Origin of the sequence: Aquimarina sp. AD10, assembly GCF_003443715.1 — a bacterium.
Lineage (GTDB): Bacteria > Bacteroidota > Bacteroidia > Flavobacteriales > Flavobacteriaceae > Aquimarina > Aquimarina aggregata.
In genome coordinates, this window is the sequence record NZ_CP031965.1 from 4,401,269 (window position 1) to 4,426,805 (window position 25,537).

A 25,537-nucleotide genomic window follows, 5' to 3' on the forward strand; every position below is an offset into this window, starting at 1 on the left:
AAAAGTAATATCAGGGATTTATAAATCAGAAAAACTTTATGTTAATAGTACTAACATCAGAAAAACCATTAACAAATGAAGCAGAACAAATTAATAATTTATTTAAGGCTGGTCTAGAAATATTGCATTTGCGTAAACCAACGTTTACCATTGATGGTTATCGTGCGTTATTAGACCAAATCGATGCAAAATATCATAATAAAATTATGATACATCAATTTCCTGAGTTAACGATAGATTATAATCTTAGAGGTATACATTTGCAAGAACAAGCAAGGTTAGATTTAGAAGATGCATTGGAAGTAACTGCCAAAATATATACCAATAAAGGCTTTGCAGTAAGTAGTTCTTTTCATTCTAAAGAAGATATTAAAAATTGTCCTGTTGATTTTGAATATGTACTATTAAGCCCTGTTTTTGGGTCTATTTCTAAAGCTGGATACAAAGGAAAAGGCTTTGATGTTACGGATTTGGATGCATTCGTTATCGGAATGGGAGGGGTCAATGAAGACACATTACAAGCAACTTTTGATTTAGGGTTTAAAGGAGTAGGTGTTTTAGGTGGTATATGGAGCACAGAAGACTCGTTAGAGAGTTTTTTAAAGATTAATAAAGTCAATAGTCAGCTAGTAAAATGAAACCTGACCATTAGAAATACAAAATGAAAAATCGCCCATATACATTAACTATTGCAGGTTTTGATCCTTCTGGAGGTGCGGGGTTAATGGCAGATGTAAAAACCTTTGAGTCATTAAAGTGTTATGGACTTGCTGTGCAAACAACAAATACGGTACAAAATGATATTAAGCTTATTGCATGCCGGTGGATTGATATATCTATTATTCAAGGACAGCTAGAGTTGTTGTTTGAACGTTTTGTTATAGATTTTGTGAAAATTGGGATTGTTAAAAACTGGGAGATTTTAAATGAGATAATAGATATACTACTGGATAAAAATAGTAGTATTAAAATAATCTTAGATCCAGTGTTACGATCAAGTTCGGATTTTGAATTTCATAGCCGATCATCAAAACAAGAGTCAGTAAATGAAAACTATTTTGAAGAAATATTAAAAAAAATATACCTACTCACTCCCAATTATCAAGAAATAGAGAAGTTGTATACTGATAGAAGTATAGAAGAAACTATCAAACATATAAGTGGCGTTACAAATCTATTTTTAAAAGGTGGACATCGAAAAGAGGCTATAGGAAAAGATGAATTGTTTACTAGCACAGGAAAATATTTTATATTAAACCCTAAAGAAGAAAAGGTCTTTTCAGAAAAACACGGTAGCGGTTGTGTACTATCTTCTGCAATAACAGCATATCTAGCACATGGGTTTCCATTGTTGAAATCATGTTTTAGAGCCAAAAGATATACCGAAAAAGTATTAAGTTCTAATAAAAGCTTATTAGGATATCATAAGATGTAATTATACAGATGAAAGAAGTAAGTCTTCAATATATATCCCAAGGAAAAACACCAAATGACCATCTTTATCATATAGAAGAAGTATGTAAAGCAGGAGGCGCTTGGATACAATTAAGGTTAAAAGATGTTGATATGGTAACCTATTTAGATACCGCCTTAAAATGCCGAAAAATTTGCGATCAATATAATGCCATAATGATTGTGAATGATAATGTTAGTATTGCTAAAGCTATCTTGGCAGACGGTGTTCATTTGGGATTAGAGGATATGAACCCTGTTGAAGCTCGTAAAATATTAGGAGCTAATTTTATAATAGGAGGTACAGCCAATACGATAAAAGATTGTATGCAACACGATATGAACGGAGTAGATTATATAGGATTAGGGCCTTTTAGGCACACAACTACAAAAAAGAAACTAAGTCCAATATTGGGAAATGAAGGCTATGCAAAAATAATCACCGAGTTTAAAAATCAGAATTCTGAGATGCCTATTGTAGCGATTGGAGGAATAGATTACAACGATATTTCAGGACTTATAAATGCAGGTGTTTCTGGGATTGCAGTTTCAGGAATGTTGACAAACAAGAAAAACTTGAAAGAAAAAATAGAAGACGTAAAAACACTAATTTCTAGTGAGCTAAAATTAAAGTGTAATGGATAAGCTAAGAATTGCAGATAAAGAATTTTCGTCAAGATTATTTACAGGAACAGGAAAATTTAGTTCTTCGATGTTAATGAAAGAAGCATTAGTTCGGGCCGAAAGTGAATTGGTTACGGTAGCCTTAAAGCGTGTTGATATTCATGATAAAAATGATGATATCGTATCACATTTAGATCATCCTAAAATTAACCTTTTGCCTAACACTTCTGGTGTTAGGGATGCAAAAGAAGCTGTTTTTGCAGCACAATTGGCAAGAGAAGCTCTTGAAACAAACTGGATAAAATTAGAGATTCATCCAGATCCTAAATACTTATTGCCAGATCCGATAGAGACACTAAAAGCTACAGAAGAATTAGTAAAACTCGGGTTCGTGGTAATGCCGTATATTCATGCTGATCCTGTCTTGTGTAAACGACTAGAAGATGTAGGTGTGCAATGCGTTATGCCATTAGGGGCTCCTATTGGTAGCAATAAAGGATTAAAAACATTAGAGTTTTTAGAAATTATTATTGATCAAAGTAATGTTCCTGTAGTAGTGGATGCAGGTATCGGTAGCCCGTCACATGCAGCACATGCTATGGAGCTTGGTGCCGATGCGGTCCTGGTAAATACTGCTATTGCTGTATCCAGACAACCGGTTATGATGGCAGAAGCATTTAAAATTGCTGTACAAGCGGGTCGAATGGCATATGAGGCAAAATTAGCACCCGTTCAACAACATGCCCATGCAAGTAGTCCATTAACTTCATTTCTAACCGAAAGTTAACCGATATGACATCTTTCAAAAGTATTTTTGATCAATATAATTGGGAAGAAACGTTATCTGATATTCTTTCTAAAAAGGAAGAAGATGTGATTAGGGCTATTCAAGCAAATAAGCGTACTCTAGAAGATTTTAAAGCACTTATCTCTCCTGCTGCAAAACCATATTTAGAAGAAATGGCTCAGTTAAGCCGTTATACTACAAAGAAACGTTTCGGAAATACTATTCAAATGTACGCACCAATGTATTTGAGTAATGAATGTCAGAATATATGCACATATTGTGGGTTTAGTATGACCAATAAAATTCCGAGAAGAACATTAACAGATGCTGAAATTCTAAGAGAGGTTGAGTTTTTAAAATCTAAAGGTTATGACCATATATTATTAGTTACAGGAGAAGCTAATAAGACAGTAGGTGTCGATTATATCAATAATGCAATAGGGCTAATACGATCAAAATTTGCAAACATTACTATTGAAGTTCAGCCAATGGATCAGGAAGACTATGAGCAATTAATAGATAATGGATTATATGCGGTATTGGTATATCAAGAAACATATCATAGGGCCGAATATAAGAAGCATCACCCTAAAGGAAAGAAATCCAATTTTAACTATCGATTAGAGACTCCTGATAGATTGGGAAAGGCAGGGATTCATAAAATAGGTTTAGGAGCTCTTTTTGGATTAGAAGATTGGAGAGCAGATAGTTTTTTTACTGCATTACATTTACTGTACTTACAAAAGACCTATTGGAAAACTAAGTACTCTATATCGTTTCCTAGATTGCGACCTCATAGTGGTGGATTAGAGCCTAAGGTTGTAATGACAGATGCAGATCTAGTACAACTCATATGCGCGTTTAGGTTATTTGATGAAGATGTAGAGCTATCTATGTCTACAAGAGAAAGTGAAGTCTTTAGAGAGCATATAGTTTCTCTTGGAATTACATCAATTAGTGCAGAGTCTAAAACTAATCCTGGTGGATATGTTGTAGAACCGCAATCTTTAGAACAGTTCGAAATTTCTGATGACCGTCCGACAGAAGAAGTTGTACAAATGTTGAAAAACCAAGGACTCGAAGTGGTCTGGAAAGACTGGGCGAATAATTGGAAATAGTAAATGGAGTTTACCTAATTTGACACATTCAATGTGTTACCATTCTTTGTAACACGGTATGCTAAGAGTGGGTTTCCTCCTTCTCCTCTAATTTGCTGTCCAAATGATGCGATTTCATAAAGATTTTCATTTCCGCAATTAGATGAAGCTCTAGTGCCTTCAACTTTAAGAGCAGAACAATCACTAGGAGATATATTCGGGTCGCTTAATTCGTATGCAAAAAATTGCTGGTCATTTTGATTATAGATAATCACACCTCGTATTCCTCTTCCATCTGTTCTATCCACAAAAATACCTCCCGGAAACCTCAGATTATTGTATTGGGGAAGGTCAAGGTTAATTTGAAAATTAACCGCTATATTAGGCAGGAAAGGGTTGTTTTGATCATCGTCTCCGCTACAGGATAATACTAAAAGAGCAGCGAATAAAAATACTAACTTTTTCATAAGACTATTATTGTTTTGCCAAAATACGTAAATTTGTAATCTTCCGTAAATTTTTTGTTATCTTTGGATAACAAATCCCATTCTCGTGGGATTTTTTGTATTTATATAAACGATGAAGTTATGAGCAAAGTATCTTATTATACTGCAGAAGGGCTAAAAAAGTTAAGAGATGAATTAAATCAACTTAAAGATATAGAACGCCCAAAGGCATCTCAGGCAATAGCCGAGGCACGTGATAAAGGAGATTTAAGTGAAAATGCTGAATATGATGCAGCAAAAGAAGCACAAGGTCTTCTAGAAATGAGGATTTCTAAAATGGAAGCTACGTTAGCTAATGCTAGATTAATTGATGAATCCCAACTAGATACTTCTAAAGTATTAGTGCATTCTACCGTTAAGATCAAAAATCAAACTAATGGAGCACAAATGACGTATAAATTGGTGGCACAAAGTGAAGCCGATCTTAAGACAGGAAAAATATCTGTAGATTCACCTATAGGTAAAGGACTACTTGGTAAAAGTGTAGGAGAGATAGCAGAAATTCAGGTGCCTAATGGAGTGATGAAATTTGATATTGTTGAAATTTCAAGAGAATAAATAGATGTTTATTAAAGAATATTTAATGCCTTTTTTGAGAATAATCAAAAAAGGCTTTTTTATGATTTAGAGATAAGTATAATACAGATAAAAGAACTATATTTCGGAATCATAATCCAACTAAAATTTTATAATGCCTACCCTGTTCACTAAAATCGCTAATGGCGATATTCCGTCCTATAAGGTTGCCGAGGATGAAAATTTCTTTGCATTTTTAGATATTAACCCTAATGCAAAGGGGCATACGCTTTGTATTCCAAAAATAGAAGAAGATAAAATATTTGACCTTGATGAAGATACGTATTTAGGTTTAATGAGCTTTTCTCGTAAAGTAGCTAAGGCTATAGAAAAAACGGTGTCATGCAAACGTGTGGGGATTGCCGTTGTAGGGCTCGAAGTTCCGCATGTTCATGTCCACTTAATCCCAATTAATGAAATGAAAGAAATGACATTTCAGCATAAAATATCTATGGAAGAATCAGACTTTAAAGCACTTGCTTTAGAAATTCAATCTAATTTATAAGTAATGCAAGATTTAGAGTTTAAATTATCCTTGACTCTTAGAATAGATTGGAGCGAAATGGACACATATCAACATGTTAATAATGTAAATTTCATGAAGTATATGCAAAGTGCTCGTGTTCAATTTTGGGATGTTACAGGCTTAGCAAAGCTGTATTCTGAAACTAAAAAAGGGCCAATGTTAGTATCAACTAAATGTGATTTTAAACATCCTCTTTTTTTTCCTGGAAACGTAACTATTAAAACCAAAGTCGAATTTATAAAGAACTCAAGTTTTGGTTTGTATCATCATCTTTATAATGATGAAGGATTACTCTGTGCAGAAGGTCATGATGTAGCGGTTTGTTTTGATTTTAACATTGACAAAACTTTTCTAATTACAGAAGAATTGCGACAGGTAATGTCTAAATATTGAGGAATATTTATTTTATTAGATTCCTAAAATATCTGGATGATATAAATATGTGTATCCTAACCCTACGATAAGTAGTACTATGATGAGTAGACTATAAAACAGCCCGGTAAATTTTGTCGATGATGGGATAGATGTAATGGTCTTTTTATGATATTCATATACTCGTTCAATATCAAGAGTCCACTGTCCAGGGTAGATTTGATTTTCACACTTTGTGCACTCAATATGATCTATGATATGTTTCTTTGTTTTAATCAGAAACTTCGTTTTTAATTTTTGTTGTTTAAAAGAAAGTACCATTCCATCAGTAGAGTAACATTCAGGGCAGTTATTGGTAAGAGTGGTTTCTTTTAATGTAATATATTCGGTTTTCACGATCTATATGATTTAATAGCTAAGTAGATTTGTATAACGTTTTGTAGAAAATATTGTTATACTATTTGGTCTTTAATCTTACACTTTTATAAAATATTATAAAGAATCGATACCCGATTTTGGAAGTGTTATTTGAAAAGTTGATCCTTTATCTATTTCGGATCTAAGTACTCTAATTCTTCCGGGATGATATTCTTCAATGATCCTTTTAGCTAAGGATAACCCTAGCCCCCAACCTCTTGTTTTAGAGGTGTAGCCTGGCTCAAATATTTTTGTAAATTTACTTTTAGGAATACCCTTTCCGGTATCATGAACTTTAATAAATACTCGTTTTGGGTCATCAGTTAATTCAATCTTAAGATCTCCTTTTCCTCGCATTGCATCAATGGCATTTTTTACTAGATTTTCTATTGTCCAGCTATATAATTGAGAATTAAGAGATACATTAATTGGATCGTTAGGTAGATTGATAGAGAAATTGATTAATTTCGAACTTCTAGATTGTAAATAGGTATAGGCATCTTTAGTTTCTTGCACAATATCAACCTCTTCTAATTTTGGGATAGATCCTATTTTTGAAAAGCGTTCTGTTATTACTTTTAATCTTGAAATATCTTTTTCAATTTCTATAATATATTCAGGATTTACATTTTCGGCTTTTAAAATTTCATTCCAACCTACTAATGAAGATAATGGTGTACCTATTTGGTGAGCAGTTTCTTTTGCCATACCTGCCCAAAGTTTATTTTCTTTACTGGCATTAGAAGTTGTGAAAAAGAAATAGATAACGCCTATTAATAGAAGTAAAATTAGAGCGATGGCTAACGGGTAGTATTTTAATTTATTTAAAATATCAGAATGCCCATAATAAATATATTGTACCGTATCTCTTAAATCTATTTCTATAGGCTTATTCTGAGATTTTAGATTATTTAAATAAGAGGTTAATTTACTCTCATTTTCAATTATGTTTTCTGATATATTTTGGAAATAACTAGGGTCTGGTTTCCCTATAGAATCTCTAATAAAATCTCCTTTAAAATCGGTAATTATTATAGGAATTGATCGATTTGTAGCACTTATTAAAATAGATAATTCTAGATAATCATCAGACTGTTCAGAATTTAAAGCTTCTTGTGATTGAGCCCATATTTCTATTTTAGTACGTTCATCATCTTTAAAGCGTTCTAAAAATAGAGAGGTACTCCACAAAGCTAAAGCTGTTATTACTACAACAGCTATAATAATAAAATAGCTTGAAAAATTGCGCTCATCAGAGAAATTCATATAGACCCGTTAACTAAATCTTAAATATAAACGTTTTTAGACAATTTTATTGCCCATATACCTTAATACTAAAAGTCTGTTCTAAACTTTAATTATCTTTGTTGAATATAATATAAATTATGATCAAAATTAATCCTTCTGAGGTTTCAATAGGAAAATTACACGGTATGATGCTTGGAGCGATTGGTCCAAGACCGATTGCATTTGCTAGTACAATAGATGCCGATGGAAACTCTAATTTATCTCCTTTTAGCTTTTTTAATGTTTTTAGCGCTAATCCGCCAATACTTATTTTTTCTCCAGCGCGTAGAGTTAGAGACAATACAATAAAGCATACTTTAGAAAATGTAAAAGCGATAAAAGAAGTTGTGATTAATATTGTAAACTATGATATTGTACAACAAATGTCGTTGTCAAGTACAGAATACCCCGAAGGAGTTAATGAATTTGAAAAATCTGGACTTACAATGGTTGCATCAGAGAAAGTTTCTCCATATCGTGTAGGAGAATCACCAGTGCAATTTGAGTGTAAGGTTAATGAAATTGTAGCAATGGGAGAAGAAGGAGGTGCAGGGAATTTAATTATTTGTGAAGTGCTTTTAATGCATGTAAACAAAAATGTATTAGATGAAGACGGGAAAATAGATCAACATAAAATAGATCAAGTAGCTCGAATGGGAGGAAATTGGTATACCAGGGCTAATAAAGGTATGTTTGAAGTCCCTAAACCTCTTAGTACGATTGGTATAGGTGTAGATGAGTTACCTTTGACTATAAAAAATAGCAATGTTTTTACAGGAAACGATTTAGGTAAATTGGCAAATGTAGAAAAGATACCCCAAAAAACAGGGGCTTTGCAATTTGTTAATAACCATAGTGATATAAAGGTTAGAATAGAGCAAGCTAACCAAATAGAAATTCATAGATTTGCAAAGCAATATCTAGATCAAGATGATATAGATACAGCATGGAATATTTTATCAGCAAAATTATAATATAGTAGAGATGGAAGTACAAGGTAAAGTAAAAATGATCGGTGAGACACAAACCTTTGGTAGTAATGGTTTTAGAAAGAGAGAAATAGTAGTAACTACTGAAGAGCAATATCCACAACATATCATGGTAGAGTTTGTTCAGGACAAATGTGACTTATTAAATCCTTTTCAAGTTGGACATGATGTAAAAATTAGCATCAATTTACGTGGTAGAGAATGGGTAAACCCACAAGGTGAAACTAAGTATTTTAATTCAATACAAGGATGGAGAATAGAAAGTTTACAGCCAGCCGCACCTTCAGGTGGAGCACCAGCAGCAGTGCCGCCAGCAGACGCTTTCGAACCAGCTACAAACATTACTCAAGACGAACATGATGATTTACCATTTTAATCTATTATAGTTCTTCATGTATATTAAAAGTAAAAAGTCCGATAGAAATATCGGACTTTTCATATTATAGTTTTAGGTTAACCTTTTAATAAAACTCAAAAAAGCAATGATGAACAAAATTTATCTTAAAAGGCCTTAACAAATATTGGGATTATTTTGGTTAATTCAAACAAGTAATTGATATTTAACGTTATAGAAACATCTCCTTTTTTATTTTGTATATCTTAACAAATACATTACAATTTCCTTCTGTGAACCATGCTGATATTGATGGATTATTAGCTGTGGGTGGAGATTTATCAACTGATAGATTAGTAGAAGCTTATACCAATGGTATTTTTCCTTGGTATAGCGAAGATCAACCTATATTGTGGTTTAGTCCAGATCCTAGAATGGTGTTGTTTCCTAAAGAGCTACATATAAGTAAAAGTATGAAGCAATTATTAAGAAAAGATCAGTTCGAGGTTACATTTAACAAGGATTTTGATACTGTTATATATAATTGTGCAACAGTTAAAAGAGTAGAGCAGGATGGGACATGGATAACAAATGATATGCAAAAAGCCTATAAAAAAATGCACATATTAGGATATGCGATATCTGTAGAAGTTTGGTTTGATAGTGAACTAGTAGGAGGACTTTATGGAATCTGGTTAGCCGATAAAAAAATATTTTGCGGAGAGAGTATGTTTTCTAAAGTAAATAATGCATCTAAATTTGGCTTTATTAAATTGGTCGAATGGTTAAAACAAAAAGAAGTAAATTTAATTGACTGTCAAGTGTATACAGATCATTTGGCGAGTCTAGGTGCAAGAGAAATTTCAAGAGCAGAGTTCTTGACATTTTTAAAATAAAAAACACCATTTTTAAACTGTTTTAAAATAACACAAGGATGATCATTCATAATTTAGGATTAGAAGATTCAATTTTAAATCAATTTATTTTAGAAGTAAGAGATGTACAGATACAAAAAGATGCCATGCGATTTAGAAGAAATATTGAGCGTATTGGAGAAATCTTGGGTTATGAATTAAGTAAACTTCTTAGCTTTGAAGAAAGAATTATTCAGACTCCTTTGGATAAGATAAAGATGTCTGTTCCTTATGATAAACTTGTATTATTTGCAATTCTAAGGGCCGGATTACCGTTGCATCAAGGGCTACTTAATTATTTTGATCGTGCAGAAAATGCATTTATTTCAGCATATAGACATCATAAAAATAATGAAGACAATTTCGAAATTATCATAAAATATTTAGCCTCCCCTTCGATTCAAGATAAAATTGTTATTCTTGCGGACCCTATGCTCGCTACAGGAAAAACGCTAGAAAATACGTTAAATGCCATTAAAGAAAATGGTATACCTAAACAAATACATATAGTTTCAGTTATTGGTTCTAAAACTGGTGTAGAATATATACAAAAAGTGTTTCCAAAAAATACACATTTATGGATAGGTGCTATAGATGACAAACTTAATGAAAAGAGTTATATCATTCCTGGTTTGGGAGATGCAGGAGATCTATCTTACGGAGTTAAAATATAGTCTCTTACCATAGTTTTTTATCTTTAGCTTAACTAGAACACTACTGCCATATTGAGATAGAAAACCCAAGACGATAATTACTTTTTAAAGAAGAACTTAAGTGACTTAAGTAATTAGAATATGATTCTTCATAGTAGGTTCCCAATGTTCCTCATATCAAAATTCTCATGAGTCTTTTAAAAGAGACTGTCAAATCATAAATAACAAAAAAGTAATTTGTGTTTTTTAATACGAATTATTCAAAATAATACGGTGAATCTTTAGAATTCAATTTTTGTTTTATGATATAAAGAAACGATTTGACAATAATAGTTCTTAATATGGTATCTAGGAGAATGATAAAAAGAGAAAGATTTGTGCTGCTTTTTGTGAACTATACAATTACTTTGTGAAAGATCTAAACTATTCTTAATGTTTTTAAGATTTTTTGACTTCATTTTTGCGTAATATAAAGACCATAATTCCTTTACAATTTATTAACAAACTCTTATTTAGTGTTAATATCAAATAACCCAAAAGTTAATATTTTTTTAAAGTAAGAAAACACCATTTTTTTTGAATATAAAAATTTGATAAACAGGGGTTTATACAATTAAAATCGTACGGTTTAACCACAGTAAAATACTTGTCAGTATATATAAAATTATGCTTTACACTGTTTTATTTGTAAAACGATCTTATCAAAACCTCATTAACTTTTGTTTATTTTAACAAAATAAATTTGGTCGATAAAATATTAAAAATCTACTCACTAATAATATGATTAATTTAAAACAAACTAAATGAATGCAAAATATGTAAGAGAATTACTTTTCGTCTTAATTGTATTGTCCATAAATATAGGTTTTGGACAAACAGTTACAGGAGAAGTTACAAGTTCGGGAACACCTTTGCCAGGGGCTAGTATAGTGGTTAAGGGTACTACAAATGGAACGCAAACAGACTTTGATGGTAGATATACGCTTAGTAATTTTGCCGATGATGCTATAATGGTAATAAGTTATTTAGGATTTATTACTCAAGAAATTCCAATCCAAAATAGAGAGGTTATTGATATTGTACTCGTTGAAGATGCCGAGGCCTTAAGCGAAGTAGTAGTTGTAGGATATGGTACACAAAGAAGATCTGATTTAACAACCTCTATATCCACAATTTCATCTGAAAAATTGGCAGAGATTCCTTCTACAGATATCGGACAAGCACTTCAAGGTAGAGCAGCAGGGGTTACCGTAACTAATGGGGGTTCACCAGGTGAAAGAAATGCGGTTCGAATTAGAGGATTAAGTACATTTGGTAACGGAGACCCACTTTATGTTGTAGACGGTGTTTTTACTACAAGTATTAGTAATATTAGCCCTGCATCAATTAAAAAGGTTGATGTGTTAAAAGATGCGGCTGCGGCTGCCGTTTATGGTTCTAGAGGATCAAACGGTGTTATTATTATAACAACAGATAAAGGGAAGGAAGGAAAACCAAAATTTAATTTCAATACATATACTGGATGGCAACGTTCTAATAAAAGATATGATGTATTAAATACTGCGCAGTATATTCAGTATATTAGTGAGATTAATGCACAAGGACAAGTGCCTAATGCAGGAGGTACAACCATTGATATTATAAATGATAACCCAAATTTTAATGGTAATGGAGTAGAGACTGATTGGCAGGACGCATTATTTCGTAGTGCCCCAATTACTAGTCATGACTTTAATGTTTCAGGTGGTTCAGAGAAAGCGACTTATAGTTTTGGAGCCTCTGTGTTTGATCAGGATGGGATTTACATAGATACTAATTTTAAACGATATACTTTTAATGCAAATAGTGAATTTAAAATTACCGATAAGTTTAAAGTCGGTGAAACATTTGCTTTAGGTTTTACAGAAAGAGTAGCACCTCAAGTGAGTGATGGTAGGGAGCCATTATTAAACGTATTAGCTTCTGCACCATATACACTTATTAGAAATGCTGATGGGTCATTTTCTGGACAAACCGATGCAGATAACAATAATGCTAGAAACCAGATTCGTGTTCAGGACTCTGATGATAATTTATCAAGAAATACATCTATTATTGGTTCTTTATATGCAGAGTATGAATTACTCGAAGGGTTGAAATTTAGAACGCAATTTGGTTTAGATGCTTTTTACTTCTTACAAGATAATATTCTTAGAGCATATGATGAAGGAGGGCAATTTAGTAAACCAAATACTGATATTTCTAAAACTAGAGCAAACCAAATATCAAGAATATTTACAAATTCTTTAAGTTACAACAATACTTTTGGAGATGTGCATAATATAGGTGCAACATTGGTTTCTGAAAGACAGGATATTAAATTTCAGACTTTAACGGCTTCAAGTACAAATGATGTTACAAATTTAATAAATGAGTTAGTTGGAACAGGTGGTACAAGTAGTTTAACAGAAGAAGAGGTGTTGATTTCATATTTAGGTCGTTTAAATTATGCCTATGATGGAAAGTATTTAGTTTCAGGATCTATTCGACGAGATAAATCATCACTGTTTGGACCAAATAATCAAGTAGGATGGTTTCCTGCAGCGTCAATAGGTTGGGTAGTTTCAAAAGAGTCATTTTTAATAGATAATCCAGTAATTAATAACTTGAAATTAAGAGCGAGTTATGGGGTTACAGGTAATAATAGAATTCCAAGAGATGTTGCTAATGCTAATGTAGCTTTTCAGTTAAACTATCCGATTGGAGGGCAAACGCAGTTAGCCAGTGGATTAAGTGGTATTGCAAACCCTGATGTAAAATGGGAAGAAGGGATCAAACAAAATTTTGGTTTTGATTTAGGGTTATGGAACAATAAAGTAACATTATCTGGAGATTATTTTATCAATGAAAGTAATGATCTTTTAGTTTCTGAACCTACACGACCTAGTATAGGTGGTGGAGGTGGTAATGCTGGTTTACCTGTAATTAGAAATGCTGCAAATATTCAAGTTGACGGATTCGAATTAACTTTAGGATATACCGATAATGAAGGAGATTTTACTTGGGGAGCAAGTGCTAATATAACTTTTGCCGAAAGTGAAGTAAAAAGTATTGGTCGTAACGATCAGATCTTACAAGGACGTATTAACCCTCTTGAAGCGAGTGTGAGTAGATTAGCTGTAGGAGAGCCTTTGTATCACTTCTTCGGACTAGTATTTGATGGGGTGTATTCCACAGAGCAAGATATAATTGATGATCTAGGAGCCGATAATCTTGATGATTTTTCAGGAACATCTACAGCATCTTATTTAGTTAGACCTGGTGATGTTCGTTACAGAGATATAAATGGTGATGGAGATATTACCGATGAAGATAGAACTATTATTGGTGATCCTAATCCTGATTTTACATATGCAATAAACCTAAATGCTGCATATAAAGGTTTTGACTTATCTGCATTAATTACAGGTGTTCAAGGAGCAGATGCTTTTAATACTAATGTTTTTAACCTACAAGGACAAGAAGGTGTTTTAAATAGAGGTGTAGAAGTTTTAGATCGTTGGCAAGCTCCAGGAGATGTTACTAATGTACCTAGGTTTAGATTTGGTAGAAACACAAATAATGATATATCAACACGTTTTGTTGAGGATGCATCTTATGCAAGGTTAAAAAATGTTACCTTAGGGTACTCGTTATCTAGTAATGTTTTGGATAGAGCTTTTAATGGACATTTAAGTAAAATTAGAGTCTATGTGCAATCTCAAAACCTTGTTACACTTACAGATTATTCTGGGTTAGATCCAGAAATTGAACCTTTTTACTCCGCTGCAGGTATTATCGAAGGCCTTAATATCGATAGAGGAAGAGGACCACAACCTGTCACTTTTTTAACAGGGCTACAAATTGAATTTTAAAATAAAGTTATGAAAAAGCGATTAATTCTTAAATTAACATGTACAATGGTAGTGGCTATGCTATTCATTGTATCATGTGACGATGATGCTGTTGTATTGAATAATAATGAGATTCCGCAGGCTACATTCTTTAGTACGCTTGATGCAGCAGGCTTAGCTTCTGCAGCAAATGCTACTTATGTGCATTTCCAAACGCAAGGTTTATACCAACGTTTTGGATATATTTTACCCGACACTTTTGGAGATGAGATGGTGCCTTCTGGGGATCCAAATTTTTTACCGTCTTATGAATATAGAATTTCACCAGAATTAGATCAAACAGCTTTGTTATGGACACAAGCCTATAATGGTATTGCAAGATGTAATTTTTTAATTCGTAATGAGCAATTGATAAGAGATAGAGTGGCAAATTCAGATTTTACAGATGCCGATGTTACTAATAGAATTGGTGAAGCAAGATTTGTTAGAGGATTGTTTTATTTTATTCTGGTAAAACGATATGGTGGTGTGCCTTTAGAACTTGAGGCAGAAACGTCAATAACGGGTGTGCCAAGGTCTACAGTAGATCAAGTGTATGATGTTATTATTAACGATCTTACGATGGCGTCTAATATGTTGTTTAGTAAAGGTGCTACAGAGAATGGAAGAGCTACAAGAGGTGCGGCTTTTGGAATGTTAGGTAAGGTATATTTACAAAGAAAAATGTATAATGAAGCCCAAACTGCTTTAGCTCAAGTATCCGGATATAGTTTATTATCTAAAGAAAACTATAGAGATAATTTTAATGATGGCGGAGAGTTTAATGATGAGTCCATGTTTGAAGTTATTTTTAATGGAGAGGCAGAAAATAATGCGCAATGGAATGCAAATGGTGAAGGAGTTGCCGAAGTAACATTTCATGCTCAAGAATATTCTGGATGGGGAAATGCAAGACCTTCTCAAAAAATGATAGATGAGTTTGAAGATGATGATCATAGATTAGCAGATGCTATTTTACAACCTGGTGATACCTTTGGGGCAGCCAATGATCAGATAAAAGACGATGGTAACGTTTGGTTTAAATTTTCACAATTGTACGAGAATAATGCAACGGTACCAGAAGGAGCGACAAATGCTAGAGTATTACGATATGCAGATGTAGTTTTGATGCAGGCTGAAGTTGAAAATAGGTTAGGAAACGATCCACAAGCAATAACTTTTCTAAATCAACTAAGAACACGTTCAGAACTTCCTTTATACGGATCAGCAGAAATGGATTCTAGGGGGTATCCAGTAGATACTCCGGATAATGTCTTTAGAGCAATTGTACATGAGCGTATGGTTGAACTATGTGCAGAACAACAAAGATTTGATGATTTAATCCGATGGGATTTAGATGCGCAAGAATTAGCCACAGACGATAACGGTAACCCAAGAGGATATAATCCTGATGTTCATCGATTAATGCCAATACCGCAGGTCGAAATTGATACGAATGAAGAATTAAATTCTTCGGATCAGAATCCAGGATACTAAATTGCTAATATAGAGTAGTTTGATTTGTTTTTTAAAGGGCAGAGACATGTCTGTCTTTGCCCTTTTTATAGTTTACGTTCTTTTTTGTGTAAGAAAAGGACATTTCTTTCATAAATATTTACTTTAGCATTTATCAATAAACTATCATTAAGTATATATGTTATGGTAGTTGGTACTTTTTAATTTTTTGATGCTATGAAAAAGGTTACGGGATATATAGTTGGAGTGTTATTTATTTTTTTTGTTTGGAGTTGTGACAAAGACCCCAAACCAACAAAAAATAATAGTACTGATGCTAAGGTAAATCATGTCAAAATTTTCAAAAAACTAGCTGCAGATAGTACAGGAATAAAGTTTTCTAACAATCTTCTTGAAAATGATACTTTAAATTACTTTACGTACCCTTACCTCTATATGGGCGGAGGTATTTCTGCAGGAGATATTAATAATGATGGTCTCATTGACCTTTTCTTTACCGGAAATATGGTTGAAAACAAACTATATTTAAATAAAGGAAATCTACAGTTTGAGGACATAACAGCTAAAGCAGGCATATCTGGTGATAACCGATGGTTTACAGGGACAACTATGGCAGATGTAAATAATGACGGTTATTTGGATATTTATTGTATGGTTGCTGGGCAATCAAATCCTAAAGATAATCTGTTATTTATAAATAATGGAGATATGACTTTTACTGAAAAAGCAAAAGAATATAACCTAAACGATATTGGTAATAGTGTAGATGCCTCCTTTTTTGACTATGATTTAGATGGAGATCTAGATGTATATGTAGCAAATTATCCAATTACTCCTTTTCAATATAATAGTTATAATTATAAAATGCGAATGGATAGGGTAACAGATGAAGAAACAGATAACCTATATCGAAATGATGGAGGACATTTTACTAAAGTTACCAACGAATCAAATGTAAGATTATATAGTTTGTCATTAAGTGTAACAGTAAGTGATCTTAATCAGGATGGATGGCCTGACTTATATGTTTCTAATGATTTTGGTACACCTGATTGCTTATATCTAAATAATCAGGATGGAACTTTTAAAAATGCTATTAAAGAATCAACAGAGCATACATCATTTTACGGAATGGGAGTGGATATAGCCGATTTTAATAATGATGGGTTGATGGATATTCTACAAATGGATATGGATGCAGCCTCAAATAGACGTTCAAAAGCAAATATGGCTAGTATGAACCCCAAATTGTTCGAAAATATTGAGAAAGTTGGTTTTCAGTATCAATATATGCAAAACACTTTACAACTTAATTCGGGAATCCTTAAAGATAAAACGCCAAAGTTTAGTGATATATCAAGACTGGCAGGGTTATCTTCAACAGACTGGAGTTGGGCTCCTTTGTGGGCAGATTTAGATAATGATGGTTTTAAAGATATTTTTATTTCTAATGGAACCAGAAGAGAAATTAACAACAAAGATTATTTTGCTGCTTTAAAAGGAGAAAAGAAAAACAAGGATAGTCTCTTGGTAAAAAGCCTTAGAATTCCTTCAGAAAAAATTGATAATTATGTATTTCGTAATAAAAAAGATCTAACCTTCGAACAAGCCAATGACTATTGGGGTATTTCGCATAAAGGATTTTCTAATGGGGCGGTGTATGTTGATCTTGACAATGATGGAGATTTAGAAATTATTACGAATAATATAGATGAAATGCCTTCCGTATTCGAAAATACAAGTTCACAAATTAATAACTATCTAACGGTTAAATTAAAGGGTAGTGATAAAAATAAATTCGGATTAGGAGCTAAAGTAATTCTTAAATCTCAGGAACTTATACAGACTCAAGAGCTGACTTTAAGTCGAGGTTTTCAATCCTCTGTAGCTCCACAGTTACACTATGGTTTAGGGACATTAAATACAATAGATGAGCTCAAAGTTATTTGGCCAAACGGAAATGAACAAATAATAAAAGATGTTGCCGTAAATCAAACGATTACTCTTGATTTTTCAGAAGGTTCTAAAGCAATAGCAGAAAGTAATAACCCTGACAAAAAACATTTATTTGATAGCTTTTCTGATACACTTGTTTTGTACAAGCACAAAGAAAATAGATTTAATGACTTTAAGTTAGAAGTATTATTACCTCATAAAACTTCGCAATTCGGTCCAGGTATAGCCGTTGGTGATTTAAATGGCGATACATTAGATGATTTTTATATAGGTGCAGCTTCAAAATATCCTGGAGGTATGTTTTTTCAAAAACCTGATGGTAGTTTTGAACAGCAGAAAACTAAAATTTTGATTGCTGATCGAGCTTTCGAAGATATGGGAGCATTGATTTTTGATCCAGATAATGATGGCGATAATGATCTTTATATCGTAAGCGGAGGTAACGAATTTGGATATAATAGTAATATGTTGCAAGACCGGCTGTATATTAATGATGGTAACGGTAATTTTAGAAAAAGTACGAATGCATTACCCCATATGATCACAAGTGGTGGTCGAGTGTATACGAACGATTTTGATCATGATGGAGATTTAGATCTTTTTGTAGGAGGAAGATTATTACCTACAAATTATCCTTACCCACCTGTTAGTCATATTCTTGAGAATGTAAGTGACAAGGGAATTCCTAAGTTTAAAGATGTTACATTAAAAGTAGCTCCGATGCTTAAAGAAAAATTTGGAATGGTTACCGCAGCTTCCTTTGTAGATTATGATAAAGATGGTTGGGATGATCTTGTTATTGTTGGTGAGTGGATGCCGATTAAAGTTTTAAGAAATAATAAAGGTAATTTTGAAGATGTTTCAGAAAGTTTAGGACTTAAAGATACTGCTGGTTGGTGGTTTAGTATTGCAAATGAAGATTTTGACAATGATGGCGATATTGATTTTATGGTAGGTAATCTTGGCTTAAACTATAAATATAAAGCAAAGGAAGATGAAACCTTTGATATTTATTTTAATGATTTTGATGGTAATAAAAGAAACGATATTGTATTGAGTTATTACAATGAAGGTAAAAAATACCCTGTGAGAGGGAGAGAATGTTCATCAGAGCAAATACCATCAATTAAAAAGAAATTCAAAAACTATAAAGAGTATTCGACAGCTACATTAACTGATGTTTACGATGAGAAAAAGCTAGAAAAAGGACTTCATTATCAAGTAAAATCATTTGCAAGTATTTATTTAGAAAATGTAGATGGAAAGTTTGAAATACATGAACTTCCTAATGAAGCCCAATTATCGCCTATAAATCAAATGTTAATCAAAGATTTTAATAACGATGGTCATCTAGATGTAGTAGCAGGAGGAAATTTATATGCTTCAGAAGTAGAAACTCCTCGCGCAGATGCAGGCCAAGGCGTTCTTCTTTTAGGAAATGGTAAAGGCTCTTTTACTTCTGTGCCTACAGTAGATAGTGGTTTATTTACAGGAGGAGATGTAAAAGACCTAGCAATGATAAAAATAAAAGAACAGGACTACATTCTTTCTGTAAAGAATAATGATTTTTTACAGTTTATTAAATACAATGCACAATTAGAGGAGTAAGTATTACTTAAACCTCATTATATCTAAAACAGCTAGTAGTGTGGTCATTGACCATGCCTATAGCTTGCATAAAAGCATACATGACAGTAGAGCCTACAAATTTAAAACCTCTTTTTTTAAGATCTTTGCTGATTTTATCCGAAATCTCTGTTGTTGCTGGACATTCTTTGTGATGTTTCCAATTATTTTTAATGGGTTTTTGATTTACAAAAGCCCATATGTAAGCGTCAAAACTACCAAACTCTTTTTGAATTTTTATAAAGTTTTGAGCATTGGATATAGCCGAATTTATTTTTAACTTATTACGAATAATGCCCGCATTTTGCATCAATTCTTCCCTTTTACGATCATCATAATTTGCTATAATCTGATAATCAAAATTATCAAAGGCAACTTTAAAATTATCTCTTTTACGTAGAATTGTAATCCAGCTTAATCCTGCCTGAAAAGTTTCGAGTACTAGAAATTCAAATAAAAGTTGCTCATCATGAAGAGGAGTTCCCCATTCGTTATCATGATAATTTTCGTATAATGCATCGCCTACACACCACCCACACCTATGTTTGTCCATACTAATTTGAATTAATTGTCTGTTTGATAGCCTTCAGGACGTTTCCAGCGTATTGGAGCTGTAGGTTCTGCTTTAATTTTGAATTCTTGAGTCTTTAATAAACGCATGGCTTCTTCAACTCCTTTTTCTAATTGTGGATCTTTTCCTTGTAGTACAGATTTTGGATCTTGTATAACTTCGATATCCGGAGCAACTCCTTCGCCTTCTACTGCCCAATTACCATTAACATCATAAAACCCACCTCTAGGGGCAACCATTCTACCTCCGTCTATAAAACGAGGAGTATCCCATGTACCTACAAGGCCACCCCAGGTTCTTGTTCCTACCAAAGGTCCTATTTTTTTAGCACGAAACATATAGGGTAATAAATCACCTCCAGAACCTGCTCGTTCATTAATAAGCATTACTTTAGGTCCCCAAATGCCAGCTATAGGTGTTGTCCAAGGGCGATTATCATGTGTTTTACTATTAAAGTACCCTAAAAGTTCTCTGGACATAATATCGATCATATAATCTGCTGCAGAACCACCCCCATTATTACGCTCATCTATAATAACACCTTTTTTATCTTGTTGTGAAAAATAATACCTGTTAAAAGAGGTAAAACCAGGACCTGCTGTATTGGGTACATATACATATGCTAATTTACCACCAGATAATTTATCTACTTTTCTTTTATTAGCTTCGATCCAATCATACGTTCGTAATCCTCGCTCACTGCGAATAGGTTTTACAAGAATTTCTCTTGTATTTGTCGAGGAAGGAGAGCTGCTTACTGTAAGAGTAGTTTCTCTACCCGAGGTTTGCTCTAATAAGCTATAGGGATTTATACTAAGATCCAATTTTTGATGGTTGATACTCAAAATATAGTCCCCCTCTTTTACATCAATGCCAGGAAGTGATAAGGGAGCTTCTAGATCTGGATTCCAGCTTTCACCACTATAAATTTTTGTAATTCTATAAGCGCCATTATTAACTTCAAAATCACAACCAAGTAGTCCAACAGGTATTCGATCGATTTTAGGAGTATCTCCCCCAGATACATATGAATGTCCTATAGAAATTTCTCCACTCATAATATCAACCACATAGTTTAAATCGGTTCTGTGTCTTACATGTTTGATCCAAGGTGAATACCATTTGTATATTTCATCCCAAGGGGCTCCGTGTGTATTGTTTACATATAAGAAATCTCTCATATAGCGCCAACCTTCTTTAAAAATTTGATGATACTCTTCTGTAGGATTTACTTTTACTTTTAAATTCATTTTAAGCTTTCCGTCACCAGGTTTGGGCTTTGCACTAGTGCTTACAATCCTCCATGAATCTTTTTGATGTAATAAAGTGTTTTTTCGGTCTGATGAGGTTATCATATCTGATACGCCTTTAGCAAAGACTTCAGATTTCATATCTTTTATGGTGTACTTGTGAATCGTTAATTCGGGCTCATTAGGGACGTTTTCAGCTATGAAAATAACATTATCAGGTCCTTTTGCTAATCCGGCATATTGGCGTGCTTCTAATTTTAAGGCTACAATACGATTGTAAATACCATCTGCGTCTATAGTTACTGTAACAACATTTTTTGAGTCGTCTTTCTCTTTAGGTTCATCTTTTTCAGCACTTGTTTTTTCTAATACCTCTTCGTCGGTTTTTGGTAAATTAGGAGCTTTGTCTGATTTAGAAAGAACAATAGCATATAAACTTCTTTCAACTTCTGTGTCATATGAGCTCATATCTAACCAACCTGATTGTAGTCCATAATTTGTACTGGCCAAGAAATAAAGGTATTTTCCAGTTTTATCCCAAATAGGACTTATAGCATCAGCAATTCCATCGGTTAATTGGATAGTTTTTTTAGAATCTATGTTATAAGCAAAAATTGCTTTGAAATGACTCTTTAATTGTTTTGGATAGGCAATCCATTTACTATCAGGAGACCATACAGGATTTAATGTTCTATTGGGATGTGCGTAGTTGTCAGAAACTACTTTGTTTGCTTTTCCATTAGTTAGATTAATAACCCAGATGTTATAATCTGTATCAGAATAAGCTATATGTGATCCATCAGGAGACCAATCTGGTCGAAAATAAAAAGTATGATTGGGCAGATCAAATACTTTTTTATTGTTTCCTTGTTGATCTGTAACGACTAGTTTGTATTCACCACTTGCATCAGAAAACCAAGCTATTTTATCTCCTTTTGGCGACCATATAGGAGCACGTTCTGCAGAAGCTGGTGCATTAGATAAATTACGCCAGGTTCCATTTTCTTTTGGAACACTAAATATCTCTCCACGGTGTTCAAAAATAGCTCGTTTACCTGTAGGAGAAATATTCGCGTTTGTTAATTGAGACGCAGTTATATTCTCCCATCTAGGTCTAGCAAAATTCATATCACCTTGTACCTGGATTTCTAATTGTTTAGTACTAGCGTTCTGAAGATCTATAAGGTGTAAATAACCACCTTGTTCGTATATAATTTTGTTGTTATGAGCATCTAGACTTTTGATGTCGAATTTCTTATGAAATGTGATTTGTTTTTCAGTTTTAGAAACGATATCATAGGACCATATGTTACTTACATAATCACGTTCTGAAAGATAATACACTGTATTGTTGATCCAAACAGGATCTAAATGTCTCTCTTTAGTAGTTTGAGGAGTTTTTGTCAGGTTGTTCGTCTCTAAATTTACAATCCATATCGGAAATGCTTGACCTCCCCTATAATTACGCCATTCTAAGTCCCAAGAGGTAAAGGGTACGTATGCAACGTGTTTTCCATCTGGTGATACTTCTCCAGAACCTGCTCTCGGGATTCCAAACGGAAGAGGTAATCCTCCTTTAGGAGAAACGGTATAAAACTTATTTGTTTGCGTGGGATGACTTTCTCTTCCCGAACGAAAAAGAATAGTCCCTTCTGGAGTCCAACCTTGAACAAAATCACCCCCAGGGTGCCAAGTTAAACGTTTAGGTTCTCCTCCTCCAGATGGAATAGTGTAAACATCTGTATTACCATCATATTGGGCTGTAAAAGCTATTGTTTTTCCATCTTTAGAAAAATGAGGAGAAAACTCTGCTCCTTCATTACTGGTTAATCGTATAGCATTGCCCCCTTGCAATGAAGATTTCCACAAATCATTAGCGTATACAAAAACAACTTCTGTGTCTGAAATTGTAGGTTGTCTTAATAATTGTGTTCCTTGCGCTGTACTAACGATATAGACAAATATCGCGATGATAAAACATAATTTTTTCATAAAAAAGTGCCCCTTAAATTTTGAAGAAATGAAAATATTAAAAAAAAAGAAACGCGCTCATTTAATTTTATTAATCTTTGTTAAAAGGAGTAATCTTTTTAATTTCATTAGTATATACGATTGTAAGTTTTTTAAATTTTAAACGTCATACTCTTAGACAAAAAAACGAATATGAGCCAAACAATAAACAAAACAGTAACTACATTAATCGAGCAAGGAATTGCAGATTCATATACTTATCCAGAATATAGAAAATTAGTAAGCGATTTATTAGTAGAAGATAAATCTACTGGTCATGAACAATCTGAAGCACTGACAAATTATAGTATGCTTAATGATAGAAGAATGAAAAGGTTGGATAAAACTCTAAAGATTGATGAAGCTATACAAGAAAGTTTTGCAAATGCAGAGACAAAAGTAACCTGGTTAGTATTAACAGAAGGTTGGTGTGGTGATGCTGCGCAATCGTTACCTGTAATTAACAAATTAGCAGAGTTAAACGAAGGCATAGATCTAAGAATTATATCTAGAGATGATAATGATGAATTGATGAATAATTTTTTAACTAACGGCGGAAAATCAATTCCAAAGTTAATAGCCTACGATACACAAAATAAAAAGGTGATCAACTCTTGGGGACCAAGACCATCTGTTGCTACCCAATTAGTAAACGATTATAAGGCAAAACATGGCGGGCTTGATGCTGAGTTTAAAGAGAGCCTACAAGTATGGTATAATAAAGATAAAGGAGCAAATATTGCTGAAGACCTTTCTTCTTTAATCTAATTACTGTAATTAAAATAATACGTAATAGTGCCTTCTTGTTTTTCTATAGTAGTTCTAGAAAACAAAGCTTTTCTCGCATATTCCATAGCATTATCAAAAAGGCATTCATTACGAGTTGTTGATCTTTTCTTATCAACTTTCGTATTGGTTACATAGCCATTTTTATTAACTTCAATTTTCACAACTACCCTACCACTACCTTCACAAGTATATACAGGGTTAGGAAGTTCTACAGATTTTCGGTTTTTTAAACTATAGGTCAGAGAACTATTTCTATTATTAGTCTCTTCTGTAGAAGTGGCTTCTTCCTTTTGTTCATCTATATTGTCAGTTTTTTCATCGATAGCAACGTCTCCTTCATTTATCTGTGTTTCTTCAACTTCTTGAGATGCTTGTTCTTCGGACTCTGTAAGGGATTTAATTCGTTGCTCTATTTCATCATGATTTTCAAAATCTTCATTAAAGGCACTATGGGTTCTCTTAGAGGCAATAAGTTGTCTGTCTTCCTCTAATACTTCCTCTTCTTCTAATTCCTCTTCTTGTTCTGCTAAAAACTCTTCAGGAATTTCCATTAAAATTTCTGATTGTGCTTTTTGCTTTTTTATCATACTGATATTATAAAGGCTAAGAACAAAAATCCCCATCAGCATAGATGTGATTATCAGCGCTTTATGTTTTTCTATAAACTCCATAGGTATGTATAACTAATTTTTTATTACAATATTTTATGTAGTTTCAACTTTTGTCGGTAACTGGTTTTCAAAAGATTGAACTGTAATAGCATCATCTACTAAAAATGATCCTATTTTTGTTCTTCTTAAACTTGTTAAATGTCCACCATTTTGTAAAGCCTTTCCAAAATCATGTGCTAATGATCTGATATATGTGCCTTTACTACAAACAACTCTAAAATCAATTTCTGGTAGTTCGATTCTTGTGATTTCAAATTCGTTTATAGTAATTTTTCTAGAATTAATTTCTACTGTTTCCCCTTCTCGAGCATATTCATATAATCGTTTACCGTCCTTTTTTAAAGCTGAAAACACTGGTGGATATTGATCAATTTCACCAATGAATTGTGTGGTAGCTTCTTTTATTTCAGTTTCAGAAATTTGATCAATGGGAAATGTTTTGTCTATTTCTGTTTCAAGATCGTAAGACGGAGTTGTTGCTCCAAGTGTAATCGTACCAGTATATTCTTTAACTTGACCCTGAAACTCTTGAATACGTTTCGTAAATTTTCCGGTACAAATAATAAGTAAACCTGATGCAAGGGGGTCCAGAGTTCCTGCGTGCCCAACTTTTATTTTTTTGATATTAAAATTCTTTCGAATCAGCCAACGAAGCTTATTCACAACTTGGAAAGAAGTCCATTGTAATTCTTTGTCAATCAGAAGAATCTGACCGTCTTTATAATCCTTTTCGGTTAGCATTA

23 protein-coding genes are annotated in these 25,537 nt (G+C 33.1%); 16 read left to right on the forward strand and 7 right to left on the reverse strand.

The features are described from left to right. The first annotated feature begins 38 nt into the window (after positions 1-38). Genes D1816_RS18185 through thiH form a run of 5 tightly spaced genes read left to right on the forward strand, consistent with a single transcriptional unit; the run spans position 39 to position 3,981 of the window. Positions 39-638, forward strand: coding sequence for a thiamine phosphate synthase (locus D1816_RS18185; RefSeq protein WP_118504698.1), 600 nt, complete (start codon positions 39-41; stop codon positions 636-638). 23 nt (positions 639-661) lie between these two features. Continuing rightward, a complete protein-coding gene (locus D1816_RS18190) occupies positions 662-1,435 on the forward strand; it encodes a hydroxymethylpyrimidine/phosphomethylpyrimidine kinase (RefSeq protein ID WP_118504700.1) in 774 nt (257 codons plus the stop codon). Between the two features lie 8 nt (positions 1,436-1,443). Next, entirely contained in the window at positions 1,444-2,097 is a 654-nt protein-coding gene (locus D1816_RS18195; protein ID WP_118504702.1) for a thiamine phosphate synthase, read from the forward strand. Next, positions 2,090-2,863, forward strand: a complete 774-nt coding sequence (locus D1816_RS18200; protein ID WP_118504704.1) for a thiazole synthase — start codon at positions 2,090-2,092, stop codon at positions 2,861-2,863. Before D1816_RS18195 ends, D1816_RS18200 begins: the two co-directional genes overlap by 8 nt. 5 nt (positions 2,864-2,868) lie before the next feature. Beyond that, the gene (gene thiH / locus D1816_RS18205; RefSeq protein WP_118504706.1) at positions 2,869-3,981 is read left to right on the forward strand and encodes a 2-iminoacetate synthase ThiH; all 1,113 of its coding nucleotides are present in this window, start codon (positions 2,869-2,871) and stop codon (positions 3,979-3,981) included. A 14-nt stretch (positions 3,982-3,995) separates the two neighbouring features. On the opposite strand, the gene D1816_RS18210 is transcribed toward thiH, so the two are convergent. Then, positions 3,996-4,427 carry a hypothetical protein gene (locus D1816_RS18210; protein WP_066315876.1) on the reverse strand — a complete coding sequence of 144 codons (432 nt, stop codon included), beginning with the start codon at positions 4,425-4,427 and terminating at the stop codon, positions 3,996-3,998. Positions 4,428-4,547: 120 nt separating this feature from the next. Between D1816_RS18210 and greA the strand changes: the two genes are divergently transcribed. The 3 genes from greA to D1816_RS18225 all read left to right on the forward strand — a co-directional run bounded on the left by greA (position 4,548) and on the right by D1816_RS18225 (position 5,961). Next, positions 4,548-5,024 (forward strand): transcription elongation factor GreA, encoded by a 477-nt coding sequence (gene greA, locus D1816_RS18215; protein WP_066315878.1) that lies wholly within the window; start codon positions 4,548-4,550, stop codon positions 5,022-5,024. 133 nt (positions 5,025-5,157) lie between these two features. Continuing rightward, the gene (locus D1816_RS18220) at positions 5,158-5,547 is read left to right on the forward strand and encodes an HIT family protein (RefSeq protein WP_066315880.1); all 390 of its coding nucleotides are present in this window, start codon (positions 5,158-5,160) and stop codon (positions 5,545-5,547) included. Between the two features lie 3 nt (positions 5,548-5,550). Then, positions 5,551-5,961 carry a thioesterase family protein gene (locus tag D1816_RS18225; RefSeq protein ID WP_118504708.1) on the forward strand — a complete coding sequence of 137 codons (411 nt, stop codon included), beginning with the start codon at positions 5,551-5,553 and terminating at the stop codon, positions 5,959-5,961. Positions 5,962-5,976: 15 nt separating this feature from the next. Here D1816_RS18225 and D1816_RS18230 read toward each other — a convergent pair whose 3' ends face one another. Together D1816_RS18230 and D1816_RS18235 are read right to left on the reverse strand one after the other, a co-directional pair. Then, positions 5,977-6,336 (reverse strand): hypothetical protein, encoded by a 360-nt coding sequence (locus D1816_RS18230; RefSeq protein WP_082832495.1) that lies wholly within the window; start codon positions 6,334-6,336, stop codon positions 5,977-5,979. A 96-nt stretch (positions 6,337-6,432) separates the two neighbouring features. Further along, a complete protein-coding gene (locus D1816_RS18235) occupies positions 6,433-7,623 on the reverse strand; it encodes a HAMP domain-containing sensor histidine kinase (protein WP_066315886.1) in 1,191 nt (396 codons plus the stop codon). Positions 7,624-7,742: 119 nt separating this feature from the next. Here D1816_RS18235 and D1816_RS18240 point away from each other — a divergent pair, with 119 nt between their 5' ends. The 7 genes from D1816_RS18240 to D1816_RS18270 all read left to right on the forward strand — a co-directional run bounded on the left by D1816_RS18240 (position 7,743) and on the right by D1816_RS18270 (position 19,485). Continuing rightward, on the forward strand, positions 7,743-8,618 hold the full coding sequence (locus D1816_RS18240) for a flavin reductase family protein (protein WP_118504710.1): 876 nt from the start codon (positions 7,743-7,745) through the stop codon (positions 8,616-8,618). 10 nt (positions 8,619-8,628) lie between these two features. Beyond that, positions 8,629-9,009 carry a DUF3127 domain-containing protein gene (locus D1816_RS18245; protein ID WP_066315890.1) on the forward strand — a complete coding sequence of 127 codons (381 nt, stop codon included), beginning with the start codon at positions 8,629-8,631 and terminating at the stop codon, positions 9,007-9,009. A gap of 215 nt (positions 9,010-9,224) precedes the next feature. Further along, positions 9,225-9,863: a leucyl/phenylalanyl-tRNA--protein transferase gene (aat, locus tag D1816_RS18250; RefSeq protein ID WP_118504712.1), complete on the forward strand. Its 639-nt coding sequence runs from the start codon at positions 9,225-9,227 to the stop codon at positions 9,861-9,863. Between the two features lie 38 nt (positions 9,864-9,901). Continuing rightward, positions 9,902-10,555 carry a uracil phosphoribosyltransferase gene (upp, locus tag D1816_RS18255; protein ID WP_118504714.1) on the forward strand — a complete coding sequence of 218 codons (654 nt, stop codon included), beginning with the start codon at positions 9,902-9,904 and terminating at the stop codon, positions 10,553-10,555. Between the two features lie 782 nt (positions 10,556-11,337). Then, the gene (locus D1816_RS18260; RefSeq protein WP_118504716.1) at positions 11,338-14,427 is read left to right on the forward strand and encodes a TonB-dependent receptor; all 3,090 of its coding nucleotides are present in this window, start codon (positions 11,338-11,340) and stop codon (positions 14,425-14,427) included. A 9-nt stretch (positions 14,428-14,436) separates the two neighbouring features. Beyond that, entirely contained in the window at positions 14,437-15,942 is a 1,506-nt protein-coding gene (locus D1816_RS18265; protein ID WP_118504718.1) for a RagB/SusD family nutrient uptake outer membrane protein, read from the forward strand. 195 nt (positions 15,943-16,137) lie between these two features. Continuing rightward, positions 16,138-19,485 (forward strand): VCBS repeat-containing protein, encoded by a 3,348-nt coding sequence (locus D1816_RS18270; protein WP_118504720.1) that lies wholly within the window; start codon positions 16,138-16,140, stop codon positions 19,483-19,485. 7 nt (positions 19,486-19,492) lie between these two features. Here the strand turns inward: D1816_RS18270 and D1816_RS18275 are convergent, their stop codons facing one another. Together D1816_RS18275 and D1816_RS18280 are read right to left on the reverse strand one after the other, a co-directional pair. Then, complete coding sequence (locus D1816_RS18275) at positions 19,493-20,056, reverse strand: DNA-3-methyladenine glycosylase I (RefSeq protein WP_118504721.1); 564 nt, start codon at positions 20,054-20,056, stop codon at positions 19,493-19,495. Positions 20,057-20,067: 11 nt separating this feature from the next. Beyond that, the gene (locus D1816_RS18280; RefSeq protein WP_118504723.1) at positions 20,068-23,316 is read right to left on the reverse strand and encodes a S41 family peptidase; all 3,249 of its coding nucleotides are present in this window, start codon (positions 23,314-23,316) and stop codon (positions 20,068-20,070) included. Positions 23,317-23,487: 171 nt separating this feature from the next. On the opposite strand from D1816_RS18280, the gene D1816_RS18285 reads away from it, so the two are divergent. Next, on the forward strand, positions 23,488-24,102 hold the full coding sequence (locus D1816_RS18285; RefSeq protein ID WP_066315909.1) for a thioredoxin family protein: 615 nt from the start codon (positions 23,488-23,490) through the stop codon (positions 24,100-24,102). Here the strand turns inward: D1816_RS18285 and D1816_RS18290 are convergent. Both D1816_RS18290 and truB read right to left on the reverse strand, forming a co-directional pair. Continuing rightward, complete coding sequence (locus D1816_RS18290; protein WP_118504725.1) at positions 24,099-24,710, reverse strand: energy transducer TonB; 612 nt, start codon at positions 24,708-24,710, stop codon at positions 24,099-24,101. The two genes, D1816_RS18285 and D1816_RS18290, sit on opposite strands and share 4 nt — an antisense overlap. A gap of 117 nt (positions 24,711-24,827) precedes the next feature. Continuing rightward, positions 24,828-25,535, reverse strand: a complete 708-nt coding sequence (gene truB, locus D1816_RS18295; protein WP_066315922.1) for a tRNA pseudouridine(55) synthase TruB — start codon at positions 25,533-25,535, stop codon at positions 24,828-24,830. Between the last annotated feature and the right edge of the window lie 2 nt (positions 25,536-25,537).